Below are 22,191 nucleotides of genomic sequence, written 5' to 3'. Positions count from 1 at the left end.
TCATTTATATTCTTAATTATTGTATCATTTGTGATGAATCTACACCAAGGAGTGAATATATGAATCAGCAGAAGAAAAGCATCATCCTTCTTATATTTTTGGTGATTGTATGGGGCATAAATTGGCCTATATCCAAAATCGCCTTAGACTACGCTCCACCCTTATTATTTGCAGGTATCCGAACCGTCATCGGTGGATTCATTCTTATTCTAATTGCACTTCCTAAGATGAAGGAGCTTCGCTTCAAGCAGCTATGGCCGATCTATCTGACCTCGGCTATATTAAGTATCGTGTTTTATTATGGATTTCAGACGATTGGCTTGCAGTATGTACCCGCAGGATTATTCTCGTCCATTGTATTTCTGCAGCCGGTATTGCTGGGTATTTTTTCATGGCTGTGGTTAGGAGAGAGCATGTACGGGCTCAAAATGGCAGGTCTGTTGCTAGGGTTCATCGGAGTAGGCTCCCTCAGTATTGGAGGACTTAACGGAAGCATCTCTGTATGGGGAATTGTGCTTGCTTTAGCCAGTGCTTTGAGCTGGGCATTAGGAACGGTATATATGAAACGAAATGCTGTGCGCGTGGATATGCTATGGATGACCGCTATGCAAATAACGATCGGTGGTATCATTTTGCTGCTTTCGGGATCTGCTACAGAAAAGTGGTCGGATATCACCTGGAGCGGAACGTTTATAGCCGATACACTGTTTATTGCAGTCTTTGTGATCGCTTTAGGCTGGCTGATCTATTTCAAGCTGATTAACGAGGGCGAGGCAGGGAAGGTTGGATCATTCACTTTTTTGATCCCACTGATCTCGATAGGTACTAGTGTAGTCTTTTTAAATGAGCAGATTACTTTGAATCTTGTGATGGGTCTACTGCTTATTGTTAGCAGCATTGTTCTGGTGAATGTGAGGATAGGACGTGCCGCAAAGCAGTCGGTTTAGTTCGAATTTAAGGAAGTATAAGTAGTAGACAGCGTTTAAGCGAGAAATATAGGGATAAAATATAGTGTGAAACTTATACCTTCTTATATATGAACAAAAGGGACGCTCCCGAAGCTTATAGCTTCTGGGAGAGTCCCTTTTTAATAAAACGTAAAGCGCGTGCGACTTCAGCTGTTGAGGGCCGAGTGGCTACAACATAAGTAGCGGATTTAGCGCGTTCTACTTCCTCCAGCACCCGGTTTAAGTGACTGAAGACCGCACCAAGATCACGAATGCTTGAAAGTGAACAATTTCCTTGTAGTTGAGAGAAACTAGCCAGCTGCAGGTCTCGAGCGTGCTCTATACAATCGGCAAGAGAACGTTGGCACTCGGCGTCTGATAAAGTTCTGGTTCCATAAAGCGCAATACAATCTGCAGTTGCTTCCAACACTTCCTTCATCCAGTCAGAAGAGGCATGATGCGCGGGTAGAAGGCGAATTTCGTCTGCAATTTCTTGGACGTAAGAATGAATGCTCTTCAGATGTGAAGTAGCTTGAATGAGTCCCTTTAGTTCACCACGGCACTGATAATGTGTGAGGGTATAGAACATTTCTTTCTGTTCCCGGCTGCTATTCGACAGGAGTTTACCTGCTTCCTCCAGCAAATTATCTTTCGGAGAATCACGTCTTACGCCTACGAGATCTTTTAATGCATCCGCAAGTAGAAGACTTCCTTCGAATGCCAATGCTTTTACCTTGACGAACCTGTTCGGCGGCACGATAATCATATTTATGGCCAGGGCGATCAGCACACCAATGAACGTTTCCCCTATTCTCCAAAGCACGTAGTCATTCTGGTAAAAAGTAAGAGCCAGAACGGAAGTAACACCCACCTGTGAGACAGCTTGAATGTTCATCTTACAGGCCGTAGCGATGCCAATCCCGATGAGTAGAATGAGCAGGATAGAAAGCCCGCCTACATCAAAAAACTGGCCAACAATTAGGCTAACGACCCCGCCAAGAATAATGCCGATCAGGCGGTAGATTCCTTTTTCTAGCGATGCTTTAACACTGGCTTGGGTGATGAGGATAGCCGCAAGGGGTGCAAAGTATAAATATTGGCTACCATATATGCTGTGTACGGCGACCCATGAAAGTGAAGCGGCCAGCGTAATTCGTATCATGTAAAGTGAGAAACCATATTTTTCAAGGCGGTCTTGTAACCCCTCGTTCATTATCATTCATCTTCTTTCGGAAAAAAATGAAAAAACTGTCTGGTCTTTCAGTTCGCTTTCATTATAGCACCTTAAAAAAGGCATGGAGGACTGGATATTTTACAAAGTTGTTAAGTTTACGCATTCCTTTTTCCTGTACGCTATCGCATATAATGGTACAATCTAATATGCTATATCTATTGGAGTGTCGAATGAGAGGAGGAATTGTCGCTTATTAGCGCTGAGCATGCCCATTCGATTGTTCTCCGCGAGATGCGGGTAAAATAGTATTGTGATACTTTAGGCAGGGAGGTTGTTAGCTATAACTATTCAGGAAGGCACCATTATTTCATTTGAAGAGGTTACCAAGCAATATGACGACGAAGATCCGGTGTTAAAAGGAGTCAGCTTTGAGATAGAGCGCGGCAAATTCTATACACTACTTGGTCCATCAGGCTGTGGTAAAACGACTATTCTACGATTGATCGCTGGGTTCGCAGAGCCAACAAGCGGTTCTATCTATTTAAACGGTAAAGTGATCAACCACATTCCAGCCAATGAGCGGCAGGTAAATACGGTCTTTCAGGATTATGCATTATTTCCACACCTGAACGTATTCGAGAATGTGGCTTTCGGACTGCGCATTAAGAAGCTTAAGAAAGACGTCATCACGAAGAAGGTGCAGGAAGCGCTAAGTTTCGTCAACCTTGTGGGCTATGAGCAGCGTGCCATTAACGAAATGTCCGGTGGTCAACGTCAGCGCGTGGCCATTGCCCGTGCGATTGTGAATGAGCCGCAGGTTCTTTTGCTGGACGAGCCGCTATCTGCGCTCGATCTGAAGCTGCGAACAGAGATGCAGTACATACTGCGTGAAATGCAGCAACGACTTGGTATTACCTTTATTTTTGTTACACATGACCAGGAAGAGGCACTCGCGATGTCCGACTGGATTTTTGTCATGAACAAAGGAAAAATCGAACAAAGCGGAACACCTAACGATATCTATGATGAGCCAATTAACCGCTTTGTAGCTGATTTTATTGGCGAGTCCAACATTGTTCCGGGTGTTATGATTGAAGACTATCTGGTGGAGTTTAACGGGCGCCGCTTCGAATGCTTCGATGCCGGTCTTAAACCAAATGAATCTGTGGAGATTGTTATACGTCCAGAGGATTTGGAGATTTCAACGCTGGAACAGGGCAAGCTACGTGTGCGAGTGGATTCCCAGTTGTTCCGTGGCGTACACTATGAAATCAGTTGTTATGATGAATCCGGACATGAATGGCTTGTGCATTCTACACGTAAGGCGACGGTAGGTAGTGAAATTGGCCTTTACTTTGATCCGGAAGCGATTCATGTTATGCGTTTTGGTGAAACGGAGGAAGAGTTCGACAAACGTCTGGAAGCTTACGGCGAGGTGGAGAGTCATGAAGAATAAGGGCAGATCGTATTATCTCATCCCTTATTACCTGTGGATTGCCTTGTTTGTAATCGCACCAGTGCTGCTTGTCATCTATTATTCTCTATTTGATCTGGATGGGCATCTTACGCTAGATAACTACGTGAACTTCTTTACACCTGTGTACTTAAAAATGACGCTGACCTCATTCTGGTATGCGTTTTTGATTACAGCATTCTCTTTGCTGGTCGCCTATCCGGCGGCATATCTGTTGACGAGAACGAAGCATAAGCAGCTATGGTTATTGCTGATTATTTTACCGACATGGATTAATTTGCTGCTAAAAACTTACGCTTTTATCGGCATATTTGGTACGTTCGGACCAATCAACAATTTCTTTGATCTGCTTGGAATCGGAGAACAGCAAATTTTGTTTACGGGCTTCAGCTTTGTATTTGTATCTGTGTATATCTTTATCCCATTCATGATCTTGCCGATCTACAGCGCTTTGGAGGATCTTAATTTATCCTTGCTGGATGCGGCACGTGATCTGGGTGCTTCAGGCTGGACGACGTTCCGGCGCGTTATTTTTCCATTGACCATTTCGGGTGTACGTTCCGGTTGTATGGCGGTATTCATACCAGCGCTGTCCCTGTTTATGATTACTCGTCTGATTGCAGGCAACAGGGTCATTACACTCGGTACTGCGATTGAGCAGCATTTTCTGGTCACACAGGACTGGGGCATGGGCTCCACGGTCGCAGTGTTTCTGATTGCTATTATGGCGCTGTTTATGATTATTACCGGCGGATCGCGGAAAGGGGTGCGGAATGAGAAATAAAAACGGGTTCTCCAATCTGTACCTAGTGCTAGTGTTCGCTGTTCTGTATGCGCCAATCTTCTATCTGATGTACTATTCGTTCAACAGCGGGGGGACGATGCACAAGTTCGAGGGCTTTACGCTGGATTACTACCGTGAGGTCCTTCAGGATACACGTCTGATTATCATCATGATCAACACGCTTGTAATCGCGCTTCTGTCCTCGGCTATCGCCACGCTTATCGCTATTATTGGTGCATTGGCCATTAAGAGTGTACAGAACCGCCGTGCTAAAAACACCTTGTTATCTCTGAACAACGTGTTGATCGTTAGTCCGGATGTCATTATCGGTGCATCGTTCCTGATCCTGTTCACCATTGCAGGCATCAAGCTTGGCTTCGTGTCCGTCCTGCTTTCGCATGTCGCGTTCAGTGTGCCGATTGCCGTGTTGATGATTCTACCGCATTTACAGGATATGAGTCCTTCACTGACGGATGCCGCACGTGACCTCGGCGCAAGCCGCAAGGATGTTCTGACTAAGGTTATTCTGCCGATTATCAAACCGGGGATCTTTAGTGGATTCTTCATGGCACTTACGTATTCACTGGATGACTTTGCAGTTACGTTCTTCGTAACGGGTAATGGTTATTCGACGCTATCGGTTGAGATTTATTCCAGAGCTCGGCAAGGGGTGTCGTTATCCATTAATGCGCTATCGACACTGATCTTCCTGTTCACGATACTGCTCGTTGTCGGTTATTACTTCCTGACCCTTAAGAAGAACCGTCAGAATACCTCGGAAGCTGTGGCGGAGCCAGTGGCGGAAGCGGGGGTGCCTAGATGAAACAGCTGGTAAATGCTTTTTTGGCGATCATGATCACGGCATTTGCTCTAATGTACTTGGGCTCCTGGATGAACTCGAGAGAGGGCTATTCCGGTGGGAATACACTGACTATCTATAACTGGGGCGACTATGTCGATCCTGATCTGTTGAAGGAATTTGAAAAAGAGACCGGATTAACGGTCATTTACCAAACTTTTGACTCTAATGAAGCTATGCTAACTAAAGTGGAGCAGGGTGGAACTACTTTTGATGTCGTAATTCCTTCGGATTACGCTATTGCTAAGATGAAAGAAGAAAATTTGCTCATACCGCTGGATCATAGCAAGGTTCCGAATCTAAAGAATATTGATCCGCGGTTTATGGACCTTTCCTTTGATCCTGGCAACAAGTATTCCGTGCCTTACTTCTGGGGAACCGTCGGGATTATCTTCAACCCGGAGATGACCAAAGGGATGGACTTCACCAGCTGGGATTCCCTCTGGGACAGCAGGCTGAAGAACAACATTTTCTTGGTGGATGGAGCACGCGAAGTGATGGGTATGGCTTTGAACAGCCTGCACTATTCCGTTAATGACCGGGATGAGGCTCACCTGCAAGAAGCACTGACCAAGCTGAATAGACTGTCTCCTAACGTTAAGGCGATTGTCGGAGATGAGATCAAGATGCTGCTTGCCAATGAAGAGGCTGCCGTTGGGATTGTGTGGTCCGGTGATGCTTCTGAGATCATGGATGAGAATGATAAATTGGATTATGTAGTGCCTGAGGAAGGCTCGAACAAGTGGTTTGATAACATGGTCATTCCACGAACTGCGGATAATGTGGATGGAGCGCATAAGTTCATTAACTTCATGCTTCGCCCAGATGTAGCGGCTAAGAATGCAGAATACGTAGGTTATTCCACACCTAACATCCCTGCGCTGGAGCTACTTCCGAAGGAAACTTCCGAGGATACCCGTTTCTACCCGCCAGCTGAGATTACGGATCGGCTTGAGGTGTATGATAATCTTGGCAAACGGATGCTTGCTCATTACAATGAGCTCTTCCTGAAGTTTAAGATGAATAAAAAGTAAGTCGTTTGGAGGTAAAGTCAAACGACTTCAAGAGCGTCTACATGCGGATTACCGTGTTAGACGCTCTTTTTTGAAATAAAAGAGAGTATAAGTTTTGCGCTTTCGTGAAACGATCATCACCCTTTAAATGATGCCGAAGGCGTTCCTTCTTGGCTGGAAGTATATTGTAGTATAATGGCTAGGATGGATAACAGGAAAAGAGGGTACGAATGCCTACTATACTAGTTGCTGACGACGACGCGAACATTCGCGAACTCGTCTGTTTATTTCTACGTAACGACGGATTTGATACAGCCGAAGCTGCAGACGGCAAAGAAGCGTTAGCCGTTTACGCCTCAAAGCAGGTTGATCTTGTTGTACTCGATATCATGATGCCGATTATGGATGGGTGGACGTTATGTAAAGAGCTCCGAAAAGCCAATCCGGATCTTCCCTTACTTATGCTAACTGCGAGAGGTGAAACCTGGGAGAAGGTGAAGGGCTTCGAACTGGGGACAGACGATTATTTGACGAAGCCATTCGATCCGCTGGAGTTGACGGTTCGTGTTAGATCCTTATTGAAGCGATACAAGATTGGTTCCACTCAGACGATCCAGTTCGGCAACGTCGTCCTTGATCGGCAAACCTATAAGGTGATGAGAGGAACAGAGTCATTCACGTTGCCACTCAAGGAGTTCGAATTGCTGTATAAGCTCGCTGGAACACCCGGACAAGTCTATACGCGCGAGCAGTTAATCGATCAGATTTGGGGGATTGATTACGCTGGAGACGATCGAACGATAGATGTGCATATCAAACGTCTGCGCGAACGGTTCGCGTCTACATCTGATTTTCGCATTGAGACGGTCCGTGGACTTGGCTACCGGCTTGAGGTATATGAATGATCAAATCGTTATATACACGTGTTGTTCTGACCTTTCTAGTCTCCGTGATCGGAGGCACACTGATTTCTCTATTTGTGACAACCTGGGTATTTCAAGATAAATTAAACGAAAACCTGCGAATTCCCTTACTTCGCTTTGGTCAGGACATCGCCCGGATATACGAAACCTTACCATCACGTGAAGCGGATGTTCTTATAAGTGGAATGAAGCAGCTTGATTCCTACCATATTCGAATTTACGATGAGAACGGTCAGTTTGAGTCTTACGGAGTGCTTAATGGAGAGAGCCCTGTTACCGTGACTAGGGAGCAACTGAAGAAAGTATTGGCTGGTGAAGCTGTTCAAGTTAAACCGAGTATAGGTTCTTCCAACCTCTTAGGACTACCTTTGAAAACTGAAATGGGAACGAAGGCGATGTTTGTGGAGCCGATTGTGCCTCCTACTTTGTCTTCTACGAGGAATCTGCTATTTAATTTTTTGGCGTATTCGTTAATAACGGGAAGCGTATTGATACTGGTCGCTTCTATGTTCTTAGTGAGACCGATCAAAAGGCTTACAAAGGCAACTAGGCGTATAGCAACTGGGGATTTTAATGTCGAATTGAATATTAAGCAGATGGGTGAGCTAGGTACCTTGGCTAATAGCTTCGAGGAAATGATGCACGATCTGCAGCACCTTGAGCAAATGCGTAGGGAGTTCGTAACGAATGTGTCGCATGAGGTTCAGTCTCCGCTTACCTCGATATCTGGTTATGCTATTGCGCTCAAGAAAGTAGCCCTCACAGAGGATGAACGGAATCGTTATCTCGACATTATTATTGCTGAAGCGGAGCGGATGTCCAAGATGAGCGATAGTTTGTTAAAGCTGAGCTTGCTTGAATCGCAATCCCAACAACTGCGGCTTATCACGTTCAGTCTTGACGAACAGATCAGACGTGTAATCGTGGCGATACAGCCCCAATGGTCGGCACGCAACATTAGTTTTGAACTTGATTTGAAATCAGTAATCGTATGGGCAGACCATGATCTGTTAAGTCAGGTGTGGACGAATCTCCTTGGAAATAGCATCAAGTTCTCCAAGGATGACAGTGTGATTAACGTCAGCATCAAACAAGATTTGGACAATGTAATCGTCCGAATATCCGACACTGGCATTGGTATTTCTCCCGAGGACCAAGAACGTATATTTGAACGCTTCTTTAAAGCTGATCGTTCTCACAGTCGCAAGTATGGCGGTAGCGGGATGGGACTAGCCATTGTTAAACAGATCGTATCGCTTCATAAAGGGGATATCCGAGTGGAAAGCGAACCTACCCAAGGAACGACCTTCATCGTCACCTTACCAATTATAGTGCCGACAGAATAATTATCGTTCAAGGATATTTTGCGAGGGGTTGAACGCGCGCCTCATTGTTCATACTACGGTAGCACAGGTAAGATTTCTTGCTTGCGCTGCCGTAGTATTTTTTTTTGCCTATTCATATTTAGTTCATATTGTGGTCATGAGGAGTACATCATCGTTGGTTAAGATCTCATTAGCGAAACGTTAAGGCGACATAATAAATAGATTAGGACAGGAGAAGATGAGGGTGACACAAACAGAGGTAATAAAAACGGGGAATGAAAAGAAAAAGCATAAAGTACGTAACTTGTTGCTTAAAATATTAGGAGCAATAGTGATTTTGATCGTGCTTTTTCTAGCTGTTGTTTATACAGTTAATGTGATTAGCAACAAATCTGATCAGAAAAAAATACATCAATATGGTCAGTTAGTTCCTGTTGACGGAAAAAGTATGAATGTTTTGATCCAAGGACAAGGGAAGCAGACTATTGTGCTTATCCCGGGCTTTGGAACTGGAGCGCCAGCACTTGATTTTAAGCCGTTGATTGATGAGTTATCACCATTTTACAAAGTGGTCGCGGTTGAGCCGTTTGGGTATGGATTAAGTGATGAGACCGATAAGGAACGAACTACAGCGAATATCATAAGTGAGGTTCATGAAGCCGTACAGAATCTAAACATTGACCAATATATTCTAATGGGTCACTCTATTGGAGGTATTTACGGACTAGAATATGCGAAGACATATCCAAACGAAGTGAGTGCATTTGTGGGGGTTGATAGTAGTGTTCCTGAGCAAGGCGGTATGGATGTTAAATTCCCGATAAAAAAATTAAAGCTGCTCAAAGACTCGGGTATCCTTAGATTGGGATTGCAATTAAGCGGTGACCCTTATGATGGACTGCCATTTGATGATGAGACCAAAAAACAAATGAAATTGATCTCACTCAAAAATATGAATAATTCCACTACCTTAAATGAAATGGAACATATATATCCTAACTTTGTCGCAGCCAGAGGGTTGAAATTCGACAAGAACCTTCCCATTATATTCTTTATACAAGCGAATAATACAACCGTGAAAGATTGGATTCCTCTGCATGAAGGGCAAGTTAAGGAATCTGTGCATGGAAAAGTGATGACATTCGAAGGCGGACATTATTTACACCATTCCAGATCTAAGGAAATCGTTGAGAACCTAAATTTGTTCATGGAAGAAGTCAAATAAAATAAGAAAACGCTCCGACCTTCCTTCTAAATAAGGAAATCGGGGCGTTCTTTGCGCTTAAGGGGTGGAGATTATTTGATGCCGATTCTCATTCGGTAGCTGATCAGAACCTCTAAGGTGCGTCCTTGGAAATGATCTTCGACGGCAGCGCTGAAATCAGCAATGTCTTGATCGAGTAAGGCAGCGTCTTGCTTCAGCACGGTTCGTATTCCACCTTGGCTTAGAGCGAGTCCAACATAGCGCTGTGCATCGCAGGACTCAAGATTATGAAATACGATCTCTCTTGCAAAAGAGAAAGCTCCACTAGCCTGAACCCGTGACAAATGCCCTTCTTTGTCCCATTTATGTGCTCTCTCAGCATCAGGTAAGAGTGAGGCGAGCAGTTCCTCGGATTTGGAGATCAGTTGGTTGTAACGCTCTTCTACCTTCTGTTGAAGGGGGAGAGGCCAGTCGCAATCGTAGGCAGCGAAGACACCACCTGTTCTCAAGACCCGGGAGATTTCTCGAAGTGTGCTTTCAGGATCCATCCAGTGGAATGACTGTGAGCAGGTCACTATGTCTACGCTGTCCGCTGCAAGTGAAAGCTGGTTAGAATAACCTTGTACAAAAGTGATGGATTGAGGATCTTCTATCCGGCTTAATTTATCGATTGCTTTTCCCAGCATATCTGGATTCGGTTCAATGCCAATTACGTTGTCCGCGACATCCTTCCACAGAAAAGTAGACAAGCCCGTGCCGCAGCCTATATCTGCGACGACTGAAGGTGTGCTGCCTAAGTAGTCGGTCAGCAGCTTAATGATCATGGCAGGAGCTTCAGGACGGTAGCGGTCATAGTCCTCTTGAAAGCCGAGAAATCGATCGATGTTTTGTTTGCTATTGTTTTCAGGTATCATGTGATCCTCCTTCATAGAACCTATTTATAGTTCTATTGTATAGCCATCGCTTCGCCATGCCAAATAATGGATCGAAGCAATCGCGGGAAATGTTACTCAGAACAAGCATAAATGCCTTCGGCGTCCTTATAAGGACGGTAAGTGTTTAAGCGAGAAATATAAGACATAAAGTATGGTGTGAAATTTATACTTTCTTATATTTCAAACAAAAATCCCCGGAGAACACCTTATGGTGTACCGGGGATTGTGGGTTATGTCTAGTTTTAAAGTGCGCTAAGAACGTCTAGCAAATGCTACCGAAGTAATGCAGGATCGATGGCAGGTACAAGTCCTTCTGCTGCAGCACGATTTAGTAAGGAGGTGATTGCAGCGTAGCCGTCATCGCCTAGATTCATCGAGAAGTCGTTCACATAGAGATCAATGTGTGATTTAGCCACTTCTGGAGCCAGCTCTTGAGCGTGGCTAAGCACATAATCTCTAGAATCGGTAGGATGATCCCACGCATATTGTAGAGAGCTGCGAATCCAGCCAGTGATGGCATCGGCATCCAGATCGCGGCGAGCAATGATCGCGCCGAGTGGAATCGGCAGTCCGGTATCGCTTTCCCACCAGCTGCCCAGGTCAGTCAGCATATTAAGACCATAAGATGCGTAAGTAAAACGGGCTTCGTGAATTACCAGTCCAGCGTCGATATGTCCATCGCGTACGGCAGGCATGATCTCATCGAAAGGCATGACGACGATTTCGCCAATCCCTCCCGTTATATGCTGTGCTGCCCATAATCTGAAGAGCAGATAAGCGGTAGAACGTTCGCTAGGTACGGCAATTCGGCGTCCGGCTAGCTTCTCGGGACGTTTAATCGCGGTTGGGCCACTTGCTGTAAGAAGCAACGGCCCGCAGCCACGACCCAGTGCACCGCCGCATGGCAGCAATTTGTAGCGCTCAAGAACCCAAGGTAGAGCGGCATAGGAGATTTTAAGGACTTCAGGTCCCTCTCCATTAGCAGCAAGCGTGTTGGTAATATCAATGTCGGCATAGGTTACATTAAGTTGTGGTGCATTCGGGACAAGCCCGTGTGCCCAGGCATGGAATACAAAGGTATCGTTAGGGCAAGGGGAAAAAGCGATATTAAGCTCAGTTGTCATTACAGCACCTCCAATAGTATAGCGGCTGCCGCCGTTAATGCTTCCATTGCATCGCCGATCTTCCAGGCGGCCCGGTCGCGGGGACCGACCGGGTTCGAAATGGCGCGGAGCTCCAGTACCGGGAGCCCCAGCGCCTCAGCGGCCACGGCAACTCCGTGGCCTTCCATCGCTTCCGCGACGGCACCGGGATGCCGCGCGATGAGGGCGGCGGCCGTCTCCGCGGTGCCGGTCGCCGTCGAGACCGTAAGCACGGTCCCCGTGCTTACGGTCAGTCCGGCCGCTGCCAGCGCGGCCGAAACTGCCTGTACCGTGCCGCGGTCAGCCGGCACGGACACGCTGCCGAAGCCAAGCTCGGCAGCGCTGCGGAAGCCCTCCGGCGTCTCGGCCCCGAGGTCGGCGGCAATCATCTCGCTGGCAACGACCAGCGAGCCTAAAGGTGCCACCCCCGGGAAGCCGCCGCCGATCCCGGCGCTGATTACGCAGCCGTAAGATCCGGCTGCGAGTGCCGCGGCGGTTCCCGCCGCAGCTGCTGCCGTACCTGCGCCGGCAGCAATCACATGGAACCTGTCGCTGCCTTGTAGGCCGCGCAGGACCGCGTCTCGCTCTGCAGCTACGGCTGTTACGATCAGCACGCGCCGCGCACCAGCTTGTTCCTCCACCATCAGGTTGCCTCCTTTGAGAGAAGTGAAATCGCTTACTAAATAGTCATTCGTAAAGACAAGAATACGCCGTTTTAAGGGTCAGGTCAAACTTAGAGTGATTTTCATCACGCTCCTAAAAAGTCGTAGAAAGAACATTAACAGCTCGTTAAGCACCTTATGTTATCTTTTTAGAGTGGCAAGGTTGACAAAGGTAGTGTGAGGAAGTATAGTTATCTTAACTTAAAGATATTTAATGTAAAGACATTTACTTTATATTGAACAACATCGCTGTCAAACTGGAGGTGGGAATGATGAGTAATACCGAAGAGAATGTTCGCAATACAGAGAATACTACGGAGATGGATCAGGCGTCTTCTTTAAAGTTATTTGTTGTATTATCTAAGGCTTACAGAAGCTTGATGGATCAAGCTGTGAAGGATATGAAGAGTTATGGGCTGGCATCTGCCGAGTTCATGGTGCTTGAGGTGCTATATCACCGGACCCGTATTCCGCTACAACAGATCGGGGAGAAGATTCTCGTTACGAGTGGAAGCATCACCTATAATATCGACAAGCTGGAGAAGAAAGGTCTTCTGAAACGTGTGCCGTGTAGCGAGGACAGACGCGTGACCTATGCGGAGATAACGGATGCAGGGCGTGAGCTGTTCGATAAGATTTTCCCGCGTCATGTGGCTTCGATCCATGATTTGATGCGTGGACTGGATAAGGATGAGAAGGGTCAGGCGATTGAATTACTGAAGAAGCTAGGCAAAGGTGTGTAGGAGCGCTGAAATATCGCATCAAGGGCGTTTTTATAAGGTCGGAAGCAGTTCGCTGCTTCTTGCCACTGAAAGATAAAAATTTTTATCATATATCTTAATGTTAAGATAATTAAATCAAAGAAAATTGGAGTGGATTAACAATGATAAGTGTAGGAATATTATTGATGAGATTAGTGATCGGGATTGCGTTTATAGGGCATGGTGCCCAAAAGTTGTTTGGATGGTTTGGTGGTTACGGCCCGAAGGGTACAGGTGGCTGGATGGAATCCATCGGCATTAAACCGGGGGTTACTATGGCGGTATTAGCAGGACTAATGGAGCTGGTAGGCGGATTCATGTTCGCGGCAGGCCTTCTGACGCCTGTTGCAGCGGTGTTGATTGTTGCCACAATGCTGGGGGCTATCATTAAGGTTCACGCTCCAAATGGCTTCTGGTCTACTTCGAACGGAATTGAGTTTCCGCTTACGGTACTGGTAGTCGCTGCAGGTATAGCACTTACAGGGCCAGGTTCGATTTCTCTGGATGCATTGATTTTTAACTAAGAAGGGGGTTTATCATTATGACACTTCAAACTGCAGGAATCCATCATATTACCGCTTTTGTTGGAGATGCTCAGCGTAACGTTGACTTCTACGCCGGTATTCTAGGACTACGGCTTGTGAAGAAGACGATTAATTTTGACGCTCCGGAAGTTTATCATTTATATTTTGGGAATGAAGTAGGTGCTCCGGGAACGATTATTACCTTTTTTCCTTCACCTACCGGGCGTAAAGGCAGAATTGGCAGTGGGCAAGTTGGCGTAACGACTTACGCAGTGCCAGTGGGCTCTCTGACATTCTGGGAACAGCGTCTTACGGCATATCAAATTCCGGTTACTCTTAAGCAGAGAATCTCGGAATCTTATCTATCCTTTGCTGATTATGATGGTTTGCGCATTGAACTTGTGGAACGTGAGGAAGGGCCGCTTAGCAAGTGGTCTTTCGGTGGAGTTCCCACGGGGCATGCTATCAAAGGGTTCGGCGGTGCTGTGCTATACAGTAACAATCCGTCGCAAACTGCAGAAACGCTTGTCCATACAATGGGAATGAAGCATATCGCTGATGGAGACGGGTATAGCCGTTATAGAACTACTGGTTATTTGGGTAATATTATTGATCTGAAGACAACACCGGTTCCGCAAGGAGCAGGAGGTACAGGCACCGTTCACCATATCGCTTGGCGTGCACAAGATGACGCTGAGCAGCAGGAATGGGGGATTCATGTGCAGAGTCATGGACATCATCCGACACCGGTTCAAGACCGCCAATACTTTAATGCGATTTATTTCCGTGAGAGAGGTGGAATCCTCTTCGAGATTGCTACGGACCCTCCGGGCTTTGCTCGTGATGAAGCGGTGGATGCGCTGGGTGAAAAGCTGATGCTGCCATCTTGGTATGAACCGCATCGTGCGACTATCGAAGGAAATTTAAGTCCTATTCAAATAAGAGAAATTGAGGTGAAGCAGGGATGATTCATGTATTCCATAAAGGTAAAGATGTAACAAAGCCCACGCTTGTATTATTTCACGGTACTGGAGGCAATGAGCAGGACTTGCTGCCGCTTGCCGGGTTGTTATCTCCTGATTCATCGGTGCTGGGCATCAGAGGGAATGTGCTAGAGAACGGTATGCCGCGGTTCTTCCGGCGGTTAGCTGAAGGGGTATTCGATGAAGCAGATCTAATCTTCCGTACTCACGAGATCAAGCAGTTTCTGGATGAAGCCGCAGCGCAATACGGATTCGATGCCAACAATCTGGTAGCCGTGGGTTACTCTAACGGTGCGAACATTGCGGGTAGTCTGCTGTTCCATTATAAGGATGTTTTCCGCGCTGCAATTCTACTGCATCCTATGGTACCGCTTCGGAATATTACGCTTCCTTCGCTGGAAGGAGTATCTATCTTCATCGGAGCTGGCACAAATGATCCACTTATCGCTTCGTCGGAGACTGAGGATTTGGAGATTATTTTACAGAAGGCAGGCGCAGAGGTTACAACACACTGGGGCAACCAAGGTCATCGCCTGAGTGTTGCTGAGGCTGAAGCCGCTAGAGATTGGTTGCAAATACGCAGCACATCTACAAATGCATAAACAATCAGAATAACCGCCGAATGGCGGTTATTCTTGTTAGTGCGCCCAGCATGGGCGCTATCTATAGGGTTGAAGTCCCGAATGGCGAAGGCAGTAGTAGCCATTAGTCTAAGGCAAGGGTGTCCACCGTGAGGTGGAATCTGAAGGAAGCCGGCGGCAAATCTCCGGTCTGAGGAACACGAACTTCATATAAGGCTAGCGTACGTTGGGTGAGGTTGCTAAACAAACTAAAACCCTTACTGCCAAAGGCGTGCGAGAGTAAATGAAGCAGATAGATGGAGAGGAAGATAGCGTTCTTACCTGGGGAGATCTGTACGGAACGCGGAACAACTTCCGTAACCTTACCTGTGAAGGTAAGCTGAACGTACAGAAGTCAGCAGATGCCATAGTACGCCCCGTGGTGCAACACGGGCGGAAGGGCTGAACATGAAATAGGTATTTGTATATCCAGGCGTTCGAGATGAGTGATGAAAGCAGAAAAAAAAAATCCGTAAGGACCTAACTGAAGAAGGAAGCGGTGAATCCCGTGGGGGACTTCAGCAGGGCTGAATTCATCTTTGGCACAAGAGGAAGATGCAAATCACGTAAAGAGAGGTAAAAAAAAAATGTTGGAGCAGTTGCTGTCACGGGAAAATCTTCTGCAAGCCTTAAAGCGTGTTGAAGCCAATAAAGGAAGCCATGGCGTAGATGGCATGTCCGTAAAATCCTTACGAAAACACATCGTACAAAACTGGCAAACCCTACGGCATGCGATAGAAGAAGGAACCTATGAACCGAGCCCCGTACGACGGGTCGAAATCCCGAAACCGAACGGCGGAGGTGTCCGGATGTTAGGGATACCTACCGTGACAGACCGAATGCTTCAGCAAGCCATTTCGCAGGTGGTAACCCCATTGTTCGATCCACAGTTTTCCGAGCACAGTTATGGATTTCGTCCCAAAAGGCGGGGACATGATGCGGTGAGGAAAGCTAGAGAATTCATGAAAGAAGGATATCGATTCGTAGTCGACCTAGACTTGGAGAAATTCTTTGACCGCGTCCACCATGACCGTCTTATGTTGAAGATTGCGGAGAAAGTGAAGGACAAGAAGGTCCTCTTACTTATTCGTAAATATCTTCAATCGGGCGTGATGGAGAATGGATTAGTAAAGCCGACATTAGAAGGAACGCCGCAAGGGGGGCCCTTGAGTCCGTTATTATCTAATATTGTACTGGACGAACTGGATAAGGAACTGGAGAAACGTGGACACCGATTCGTGCGCTATGCGGACGACTGTAATATCTACGTGAAAACTCCAAGAGCAGGTGAACGAGTCAAAGCATCCGTCACTGGGTTCATTGAGGGGAAGCTAAAACTCAAGGTAAACCAAGGCAAGAGTGCGGTAGACCGCCCCTGGAAACGGAAGTTTCTGGGTTTTAGTTTTAGTGTGGACCAAGAACCAAAGGTGAGGATAGCACAGCAATCCTTGCAGAAAGCGAAGGTTAGAATTCGAGAGATAACCTCTCGAAAGAAGCCGATGAAGATGGAAGAGCGAATCCAGAAACTAAACCAATATCTTATGGGATGGTGTGGATACTTCTCGCTAGCGGATACACCAAGTAGCTTTCGAGACATGGATAAGTGGATACGAAGAAGGCTAAGAATGTGCCTATGGAAGCAATGGAAGAACCCAAGAACCAAGTCAAAAGACTAATATCCTTAGGCGTACGCAAGGATAAAGCGGATGAGTGGGGAAATACCCGAAAAGGGTACTGGCGAATTGCAGGGAGTCCAATTTTGTCACGAGCATTGAATAACCGATACTGGGAAACCAATGGACTTAAGAGCTTAATGGACAGATACAACTTACTACGGAATATTTCATGAACCGCCGTATACCGAACGGTACGTACGGTGGTGTGAGAGGTCGGGGGCTCACCGCCCCCTCCTACTCGATTACAGGCACCTATAACCCTCCATAAAAGGATTGATCAATTCACTTCCTTTACGTTAGTATGAAGAATACAAAAAAAGGCCCAAGGGTTGCTTTAGAAAGGTTGAAGTAAGGATCATGATTGGAATTCAAAATGGTAATACGCTTGCCGCAGATGGACCAACACGGAAGCAGAGATTACAGTTGGCTGTGATTCTCGGCTCCATTACAACGATCGGCCCGTTGTCGATTGATATGTATTTGCCGGCACTGCCTACGCTTGTCGCGGATTTCGGTACGACCGCTGCTTTAGTGCAGCTTAGTCTGACCTTCTTTTTGCTGGGACTTGCTTCAGGTCAGTTGGTCGCTGGACCGCTGAGTGATGTATATGGCCGCCGCGGTCCGCTGCTTATAGGTATGTTCATCTACGCCGTTTCCTCAGTGCTATGTGCTTTTAGTCCTTCGATTGGCCTGCTGATCGTTTTGCGGTTTATTCAAGGTCTTGCTGGTTCAGTGGGGGTGGTTGTCTCTAGAGCGGCTGTTCGTGATTTATATAGTGGCTCTGAACTCACGAAGTTCTTCTCACTATTGATGATTGTGAATGGTCTCGGACCGATATTAGCTCCAGTTATTGGGGGCCAGCTGTTAAGGGTGACTACATGGCAAGGGATATTCCTCGTATTATTTGCTGCCGGAATTATTTTTTGTTTAACTATTTTATTGCGCTTGCCGGAGACGCTGCCGAAGGAGCGACGCTCTAAGAGTGGAATGAAGGGTACACTGCTTACCTTCCGGGTATTGCTGGGCAACCGTAAGTTTATGGGTTATGCCTTGTCTCAAGGTTTCGTTACGGCATCTATGTTCGCGTATATCTCAGGTTCTTCTTTTGTATTGCAAAATATTTTTGCGGTTACCCCGCAGGTATATAGTCTGATCTTTGCAGTGAATGGGATCGGGATTATTATTACTGGCCAAATAGCCGGTAGACTTGCTGGGAAGGTAAGTGAGACTAAGTTGTTACTCAGTGGACTATTGCTATGTACGATGGGGGGCATCTTGCTACTGCTAACGGTTCTAGTAGGAGGAGGACTGATCCCTATTCTGATCTGTCTATTTGCGGTTGTCTCCAGTGTAGGGATTGTCGGAGCGACCAGCTTCTCACTGGCGATGCAAGATCAAGGCGAAACTGCAGGCAGTGCCTCGGCGTTAATCGGATTAATACCCCTGTTGCTAGGTAGCTGTGTAGCGCCACTTGTGGGTCTTGGGGGAGTTGAATCCGCACTTCCGATGGCGATTGTGATGGCATGTACAGGAATTCTCTCGATTCTATCTTATCTGCTGCTTGTTAGACGAGGAAAAGCAAGCTCCTAGCAGTCTCTCGTTGTAACCTAGCATGGAGTACTTTCAGCAAACTTTCAGCGGGTCTTAACGTTCCTTACTTGCAAAAGGATTATATTGGAGGTAAGGAAGGGAGGGATGACCATGAGTATATCCGCAGTCTCAGGTTCCACATCGTATACTACCTCGACATCTAGCGCTACAGATACCAGTACGCTTGAGAAACAAAAAGCGAAGCTGGAAGCTGAACTAGACAAGATTAATGCCAGCTCAGACGATGACAAGACCAAGGAAACGAAAACGAAGCAAATTGAGCAACAGATTAAGACCATCGAGGCACAAATCTCGCAGAATTCTCAGAGCAGTGCTTCCACCGCAGGCAGTGGTGTAGAGGCGCCTGCCAAACCTGCGAACAATGCGCTTGCTGCAGCAAGTCCGCAAGAGATCGCTACCGCAACAACGGATAGTAAAGGCAGATTTGATATTCGAGTATAAACGCTAGTTAAACCCGTGCTACATAACAGAGAGGACATCCTTTGCCGTGAGGGATGTCCTTTTTGTTGTGCAATTTTATGTGTAAACTACAGTCTCAATGTTCTTTAGCTAAATAGAATTTCACTAACATTTTTTAACTATTGCAGGGATTAGGGCTGTGCTGGCAGTCTAATGTAGTAGGTGTTGATTATCATGGGTTTTTTATTCCAATAATTGTTATAATGAAATGGTTGTAAAAATTGTCTAGCACAACGTGTGTCGGCGGTAAGGGTAGGTGGCCTAATGCAATCAAAACAACAAACATTAGAAAGATTCAAAATTGTAAGGCTGTTCTTAACCATCTATCGGATTCGGGCGGTGAGAGCCCTCTTTCCAGTAGCTATCATAGCGCTGGTGTATTGGGAGGGGCAACATGAGCTGAAGCAGGTTCATTTAGGACTTATTATGCGTGAGCTAAGAAGAGTGCCTACATCTGCCGTTTTGCAAATGATCGGATTTGCACTTCTCGCAGTAGCTGTAATGAGTGCTTATGATTATTTGATACGAGCACATTTTCGTTTAAAAGTAGGGCTGTGGGACACCTTCCGTTATGCTTGGATAGCTAATACATTTAATAATTTAATTGGTTTTGCAGGTCTGGCTGGAGTGGGTTTAAGGACGTTGATGTACAAAAAAAGCGGAGTGTCAACTTCCGTCCTAACGCCGGCAATCGTATTTTTATCACCACTCATGATTACCGGGTTATCTTTACTTTCTTGGGCAAATATTTTTGGTTTACTCCCGGCAACGGCGTTGCTGGAAGAGCATCATTGGTTAGTATTTGCGGTATGGGGGATGGCGCTTTATTTGCCGTTTTTTGTGTTTGTACAGCGCTCTGCTCTTTATGCAAAGTGGATTAACCGGGGACAAGGTAGAACACCCTGGCTTACAGTAGTTGCCTCTGTAGGTGCCTCCTTTCTGGAATGGAGTTTTGCTGGCGTAACGTTTTGGACAATCAGTAGTCATCTCTTGCACGAGGTGCATTTTCCAGTTATATTCGGCATCTTTACGATTGCTGCTATCGCAGGCATCTTGAGTATGGCGCCTGGTGGTATCGGTGCTTTTGACCTTATTGCATTGCTGGGTCTTACGCAGCTTGGATTTAAAAGTGATCAGGCCATGGCAGTGCTTGTTATTTTTAGATTGTTCTATTATCTCATTCCATGGCTGATTGGATTGGTGCTGGCGGCACTGGAATTTGGTCTGCAGGGAAAAAAGGGTCAAGATCGTTCAGCTCCAGGGTTCGAACCCGCTCTTAACATTTGGCAGAGGATTTGGGGTTGGCCGGGTCAGTATACCTTTCTGAGCGATCTTGGTGTGTGGGCTCTAGGCAAGCTTGTACTAGCTAGCGGGCTTATTCTCTTACTATCAACAGCTACGCCCGGATTGTTGTACAGACTGAAGATTACAGAGGAAATATTGTCATTCTCGATCATGCAGCTCTCACATCATTTATCTGTACTTATTGGCTTTATGCTCATTTTGTTGTCGAGAGGCATTACATTACGGGTTCGTAGCGCGTACATCTGGACCAGCATTTTATTATTTTCCGGGTCTGTGTTTGCGGTGGCTAAAGGCTTTGATTATGAAGAGGCGCTGTTTCTGCTCCTAGTTGCACTCATTCTGTGGATCTCCAGATCTCGGTTCTACCGGATCAGTGCTCCCGTAAGCAGACAGAGTACGATTTGGTGGCTTGCGCTTACTTCAGTAATTGCCCTAAGCTATTATCTATTGGGCAGCCATGTCCATCGTGGATTTCTAAAGCATCTCCCGCCCGGTGTAGAGCCAGAGTGGCTACAGCGGCATAGTCATGTTGCTTTTACAGCCGTAGGGGGACTAGCTTTCTCTTGGATCATTCTTACTTTGCTGATCACCCTTAGACCCCATCGTAAACCGGAGGAGTTATTCGGAAATTTTGATATGGCAAGGCTGAAAAACTTCCTAGGTGAAGTTCAAGGCAATGCCTTAACTCATATGTTGTTTTTGGGTGATAAAAGCTTCTTCTGGGCGCAAGAAGGCAAGGTGTTGCTCGCTTTCGCTAGGGTTAGGGATAAGCTTGTAGTCCTTGGTGATCCATTGGGAGAGAGAAGTCTCATGAATGATGCAATCAGTGAATTTAGACAAGCTGCAGATAAGTACGGTCTGGTCGTAGTTTTTTATCAGGCCACACCTGATTTCTTATCGATCTATCATGAGCAGGGATATCGATTTTTTAAGCTGGGGGAAGAGGCATTAGTAACGCTCGATACCTTTACGCTCAGTGGCAAAAAGAACAGTGATTTGCGAAGCGTATGCAACCGTTTTGAACGGGAAGGCTATGCCTTCGAAGTTGTAGAAGCACCGCACGCTGAAGATTTGCTACGAGAGCTGCGATCCGTTTCGAACGAATGGTTGAATGGGCGCACCGAAAAAGGGTATTCGCTGGGTTGGTTTAACGAGGCCTATCTACAGCTGGCTCCAATCGTGCTCCTGAGGAATGCCCAAGGGACGATACTGGCATTTGCTTCGATTGCACACGGGTATGATCAGGGTATGACCTTATCGATTGATTTGATGCGCCATCGAAAGAATGTGCCGAACGGAACGATGGATTATTTATTTGTTCGTTTGCTAGAATGGGCGAAATCTAAGGGATATCATCGATTCAATCTAGGTAATGCCCCGCTGTCCAGTGTGGGTGAGAATGCTGGGGCCTTGAAAGAGGAGAAGCTGGCTCATCTCGTATTTAAAAGAGGGGGGCATTGGTACGGCTTTGTCGGACTTCGCCGCTATAAAGAAAAATTCAGCCCGGAGTGGGAACCGCGTTACTTGGCTTATCCGGCTTCTATAGCATTGCCGATCTTAACACTCGATCTGGTGAGGTTAGTATCCCGCCATCCTAGGGCGGAGGAGTAGAGTGAGACGTGCGTGAAGTCTCTATGTACATTGGCCTAACTAAAGAAGAGGGTGCCGTCTCAAAGTAGTTTTAGCTACTTGGGTACGACCCTTTTTTTGCGTTGAAGGTTAATTGAAGTTTCAAATGATGGTTTGAGTGAAACATCAACATAACAATTAGGGAATTTCCCCCTGAAATTCTAAGATTACTGGTCATTAG

Annotated in this window: 20 protein-coding genes and 1 pseudogene; 17 read left to right on the top strand and 4 right to left on the bottom strand. The window is 46.4% G+C overall.

Going from position 1 to position 22,191, the window contains the following annotated elements; all coding sequences use genetic code 11:
- Nucleotides 1–59 precede the first annotated feature (59 nt).
- On the top strand, nucleotides 60–947 hold the full coding sequence (locus tag NYE25_RS19720) for a DMT family transporter (protein ID WP_341146647.1): 888 nt from the start codon (nucleotides 60–62) through the stop codon (nucleotides 945–947).
- 115 nt (nucleotides 948–1,062) lie between these two features.
- Here NYE25_RS19720 and NYE25_RS19715 read toward each other — a convergent pair whose 3' ends face one another.
- Nucleotides 1,063–2,160 (bottom strand): FUSC family protein, encoded by a 1,098-nt coding sequence (locus tag NYE25_RS19715; RefSeq protein ID WP_341146646.1) that lies wholly within the window; start codon nucleotides 2,158–2,160, stop codon nucleotides 1,063–1,065.
- A gap of 307 nt (nucleotides 2,161–2,467) precedes the next feature.
- On the opposite strand from NYE25_RS19715, the gene NYE25_RS19710 reads away from it, so the two are divergent.
- From NYE25_RS19710 to NYE25_RS19680, 7 genes are all read left to right on the top strand, one after another.
- On the top strand, nucleotides 2,468–3,577 hold the full coding sequence (locus NYE25_RS19710) for an ABC transporter ATP-binding protein (protein WP_042194671.1): 1,110 nt from the start codon (nucleotides 2,468–2,470) through the stop codon (nucleotides 3,575–3,577).
- Nucleotides 3,567–4,379 (top strand): ABC transporter permease, encoded by an 813-nt coding sequence (locus NYE25_RS19705; RefSeq protein ID WP_042192705.1) that lies wholly within the window; start codon nucleotides 3,567–3,569, stop codon nucleotides 4,377–4,379. The genes NYE25_RS19710 and NYE25_RS19705 overlap by 11 nt, the downstream gene beginning before the upstream one ends.
- On the top strand, nucleotides 4,369–5,202 hold the full coding sequence (locus tag NYE25_RS19700) for an ABC transporter permease (protein ID WP_042131492.1): 834 nt from the start codon (nucleotides 4,369–4,371) through the stop codon (nucleotides 5,200–5,202). Before NYE25_RS19705 ends, NYE25_RS19700 begins: the two co-directional genes overlap by 11 nt.
- Complete coding sequence (locus NYE25_RS19695) at nucleotides 5,199–6,272, top strand: ABC transporter substrate-binding protein (RefSeq protein WP_076284904.1); 1,074 nt, start codon at nucleotides 5,199–5,201, stop codon at nucleotides 6,270–6,272. The genes NYE25_RS19700 and NYE25_RS19695 overlap by 4 nt, the downstream gene beginning before the upstream one ends.
- A gap of 209 nt (nucleotides 6,273–6,481) precedes the next feature.
- Nucleotides 6,482–7,156 carry a response regulator transcription factor gene (locus NYE25_RS19690; protein ID WP_340973343.1) on the top strand — a complete coding sequence of 225 codons (675 nt, stop codon included), beginning with the start codon at nucleotides 6,482–6,484 and terminating at the stop codon, nucleotides 7,154–7,156.
- Nucleotides 7,153–8,520 carry a sensor histidine kinase gene (locus tag NYE25_RS19685; RefSeq protein WP_341146645.1) on the top strand — a complete coding sequence of 456 codons (1,368 nt, stop codon included), beginning with the start codon at nucleotides 7,153–7,155 and terminating at the stop codon, nucleotides 8,518–8,520. The genes NYE25_RS19690 and NYE25_RS19685 overlap by 4 nt, the downstream gene beginning before the upstream one ends.
- Before the next feature lie 223 nt (nucleotides 8,521–8,743).
- Nucleotides 8,744–9,724: an alpha/beta hydrolase gene (locus NYE25_RS19680; RefSeq protein WP_076284902.1), complete on the top strand. Its 981-nt coding sequence runs from the start codon at nucleotides 8,744–8,746 to the stop codon at nucleotides 9,722–9,724.
- A gap of 71 nt (nucleotides 9,725–9,795) precedes the next feature.
- Here NYE25_RS19680 and NYE25_RS19675 read toward each other — a convergent pair whose 3' ends face one another.
- The 3 genes from NYE25_RS19675 to NYE25_RS19665 all read right to left on the bottom strand — a co-directional run bounded on the left by NYE25_RS19675 (nucleotide 9,796) and on the right by NYE25_RS19665 (nucleotide 12,424).
- Nucleotides 9,796–10,617: a class I SAM-dependent methyltransferase gene (locus tag NYE25_RS19675; RefSeq protein WP_341146644.1), complete on the bottom strand. Its 822-nt coding sequence runs from the start codon at nucleotides 10,615–10,617 to the stop codon at nucleotides 9,796–9,798.
- Nucleotides 10,618–10,910: 293 nt separating this feature from the next.
- Nucleotides 10,911–11,762 (bottom strand): 1,4-dihydroxy-6-naphthoate synthase, encoded by an 852-nt coding sequence (locus NYE25_RS19670; protein WP_042192692.1) that lies wholly within the window; start codon nucleotides 11,760–11,762, stop codon nucleotides 10,911–10,913.
- Nucleotides 11,762–12,424 carry a futalosine hydrolase gene (locus NYE25_RS19665; protein ID WP_149645415.1) on the bottom strand — a complete coding sequence of 221 codons (663 nt, stop codon included), beginning with the start codon at nucleotides 12,422–12,424 and terminating at the stop codon, nucleotides 11,762–11,764. Before NYE25_RS19665 ends, NYE25_RS19670 begins: the two co-directional genes overlap by 1 nt.
- 290 nt (nucleotides 12,425–12,714) lie before the next feature.
- On the opposite strand from NYE25_RS19665, the gene NYE25_RS19660 reads away from it, so the two are divergent.
- The 9 genes and pseudogenes from NYE25_RS19660 to mprF all read left to right on the top strand — a co-directional run bounded on the left by NYE25_RS19660 (nucleotide 12,715) and on the right by mprF (nucleotide 21,992).
- Nucleotides 12,715–13,185: a MarR family winged helix-turn-helix transcriptional regulator gene (locus NYE25_RS19660; protein WP_081393105.1), complete on the top strand. Its 471-nt coding sequence runs from the start codon at nucleotides 12,715–12,717 to the stop codon at nucleotides 13,183–13,185.
- A gap of 140 nt (nucleotides 13,186–13,325) precedes the next feature.
- Nucleotides 13,326–13,727 carry a DoxX family protein gene (locus tag NYE25_RS19655; RefSeq protein ID WP_042192683.1) on the top strand — a complete coding sequence of 134 codons (402 nt, stop codon included), beginning with the start codon at nucleotides 13,326–13,328 and terminating at the stop codon, nucleotides 13,725–13,727.
- 17 nt (nucleotides 13,728–13,744) lie between these two features.
- Nucleotides 13,745–14,695, top strand: coding sequence for a ring-cleaving dioxygenase (locus NYE25_RS19650; RefSeq protein ID WP_341146643.1), 951 nt, complete (start codon nucleotides 13,745–13,747; stop codon nucleotides 14,693–14,695).
- On the top strand, nucleotides 14,692–15,312 hold the full coding sequence (locus NYE25_RS19645; RefSeq protein ID WP_341051270.1) for an alpha/beta hydrolase: 621 nt from the start codon (nucleotides 14,692–14,694) through the stop codon (nucleotides 15,310–15,312). Before NYE25_RS19650 ends, NYE25_RS19645 begins: the two co-directional genes overlap by 4 nt.
- 262 nt (nucleotides 15,313–15,574) lie before the next feature.
- Nucleotides 15,575–15,736: a hypothetical protein gene (locus NYE25_RS19640; protein ID WP_179085742.1), complete on the top strand. Its 162-nt coding sequence runs from the start codon at nucleotides 15,575–15,577 to the stop codon at nucleotides 15,734–15,736.
- Between the two features lie 181 nt (nucleotides 15,737–15,917).
- Nucleotides 15,918–17,179: pseudogene (ltrA, locus tag NYE25_RS19635) on the top strand (group II intron reverse transcriptase/maturase).
- 184 nt (nucleotides 17,180–17,363) lie between these two features.
- Nucleotides 17,364–18,596 (top strand): multidrug effflux MFS transporter, encoded by a 1,233-nt coding sequence (locus tag NYE25_RS19630; protein WP_341146642.1) that lies wholly within the window; start codon nucleotides 17,364–17,366, stop codon nucleotides 18,594–18,596.
- Between the two features lie 111 nt (nucleotides 18,597–18,707).
- A complete protein-coding gene (locus NYE25_RS19625; RefSeq protein WP_076297964.1) occupies nucleotides 18,708–19,058 on the top strand; it encodes a FlxA-like family protein in 351 nt (116 codons plus the stop codon).
- 282 nt (nucleotides 19,059–19,340) lie between these two features.
- Nucleotides 19,341–21,992 (top strand): bifunctional lysylphosphatidylglycerol flippase/synthetase MprF, encoded by a 2,652-nt coding sequence (mprF, locus tag NYE25_RS19620; protein WP_341146641.1) that lies wholly within the window; start codon nucleotides 19,341–19,343, stop codon nucleotides 21,990–21,992.
- Nucleotides 21,993–22,191 lie beyond the last annotated feature (199 nt).

This window comes from Paenibacillus sp. FSL E2-8871 (assembly GCF_038000345.1).
Classification (GTDB): Bacteria; Bacillota; Bacilli; order Paenibacillales; family Paenibacillaceae; genus Paenibacillus_AQ.
Note: the sequence above shows the minus strand (reverse complement) of the source record. Positions and strands in the feature narration are given on the sequence as shown.

Coding starts and splice junctions, on each gene's coding strand:
- NYE25_RS19720 (WP_341146647.1), top strand. CDS start 60: ATGAATCAGCAGAAGAAAAGCATCATCCTTCTTATATTTTTGGTGATT.
- NYE25_RS19715 (WP_341146646.1), bottom strand. CDS start 2,160: ATGAACGAGGGGTTACAAGACCGCCTTGAAAAATATGGTTTCTCACTT.
- NYE25_RS19705 (WP_042192705.1), top strand. CDS start 3,567: ATGAAGAATAAGGGCAGATCGTATTATCTCATCCCTTATTACCTGTGG.
- NYE25_RS19700 (WP_042131492.1), top strand. CDS start 4,369: ATGAGAAATAAAAACGGGTTCTCCAATCTGTACCTAGTGCTAGTGTTC.
- NYE25_RS19695 (WP_076284904.1), top strand. CDS start 5,199: ATGAAACAGCTGGTAAATGCTTTTTTGGCGATCATGATCACGGCATTT.
- NYE25_RS19690 (WP_340973343.1), top strand. CDS start 6,482: ATGCCTACTATACTAGTTGCTGACGACGACGCGAACATTCGCGAACTC.
- NYE25_RS19685 (WP_341146645.1), top strand. CDS start 7,153: ATGATCAAATCGTTATATACACGTGTTGTTCTGACCTTTCTAGTCTCC.
- NYE25_RS19675 (WP_341146644.1), bottom strand. CDS start 10,617: ATGATACCTGAAAACAATAGCAAACAAAACATCGATCGATTTCTCGGC.
- NYE25_RS19670 (WP_042192692.1), bottom strand. CDS start 11,762: ATGACAACTGAGCTTAATATCGCTTTTTCCCCTTGCCCTAACGATACC.
- NYE25_RS19665 (WP_149645415.1), bottom strand. CDS start 12,424: ATGGTGGAGGAACAAGCTGGTGCGCGGCGCGTGCTGATCGTAACAGCC.
- NYE25_RS19660 (WP_081393105.1), top strand. CDS start 12,715: ATGAGTAATACCGAAGAGAATGTTCGCAATACAGAGAATACTACGGAG.
- NYE25_RS19655 (WP_042192683.1), top strand. CDS start 13,326: ATGATAAGTGTAGGAATATTATTGATGAGATTAGTGATCGGGATTGCG.
- NYE25_RS19650 (WP_341146643.1), top strand. CDS start 13,745: ATGACACTTCAAACTGCAGGAATCCATCATATTACCGCTTTTGTTGGA.
- NYE25_RS19645 (WP_341051270.1), top strand. CDS start 14,692: ATGATTCATGTATTCCATAAAGGTAAAGATGTAACAAAGCCCACGCTT.
- NYE25_RS19640 (WP_179085742.1), top strand. CDS start 15,575: ATGAAGCAGATAGATGGAGAGGAAGATAGCGTTCTTACCTGGGGAGAT.
- NYE25_RS19630 (WP_341146642.1), top strand. CDS start 17,364: ATGATTGGAATTCAAAATGGTAATACGCTTGCCGCAGATGGACCAACA.
- NYE25_RS19625 (WP_076297964.1), top strand. CDS start 18,708: ATGAGTATATCCGCAGTCTCAGGTTCCACATCGTATACTACCTCGACA.
- mprF (WP_341146641.1), top strand. CDS start 19,341: ATGCAATCAAAACAACAAACATTAGAAAGATTCAAAATTGTAAGGCTG.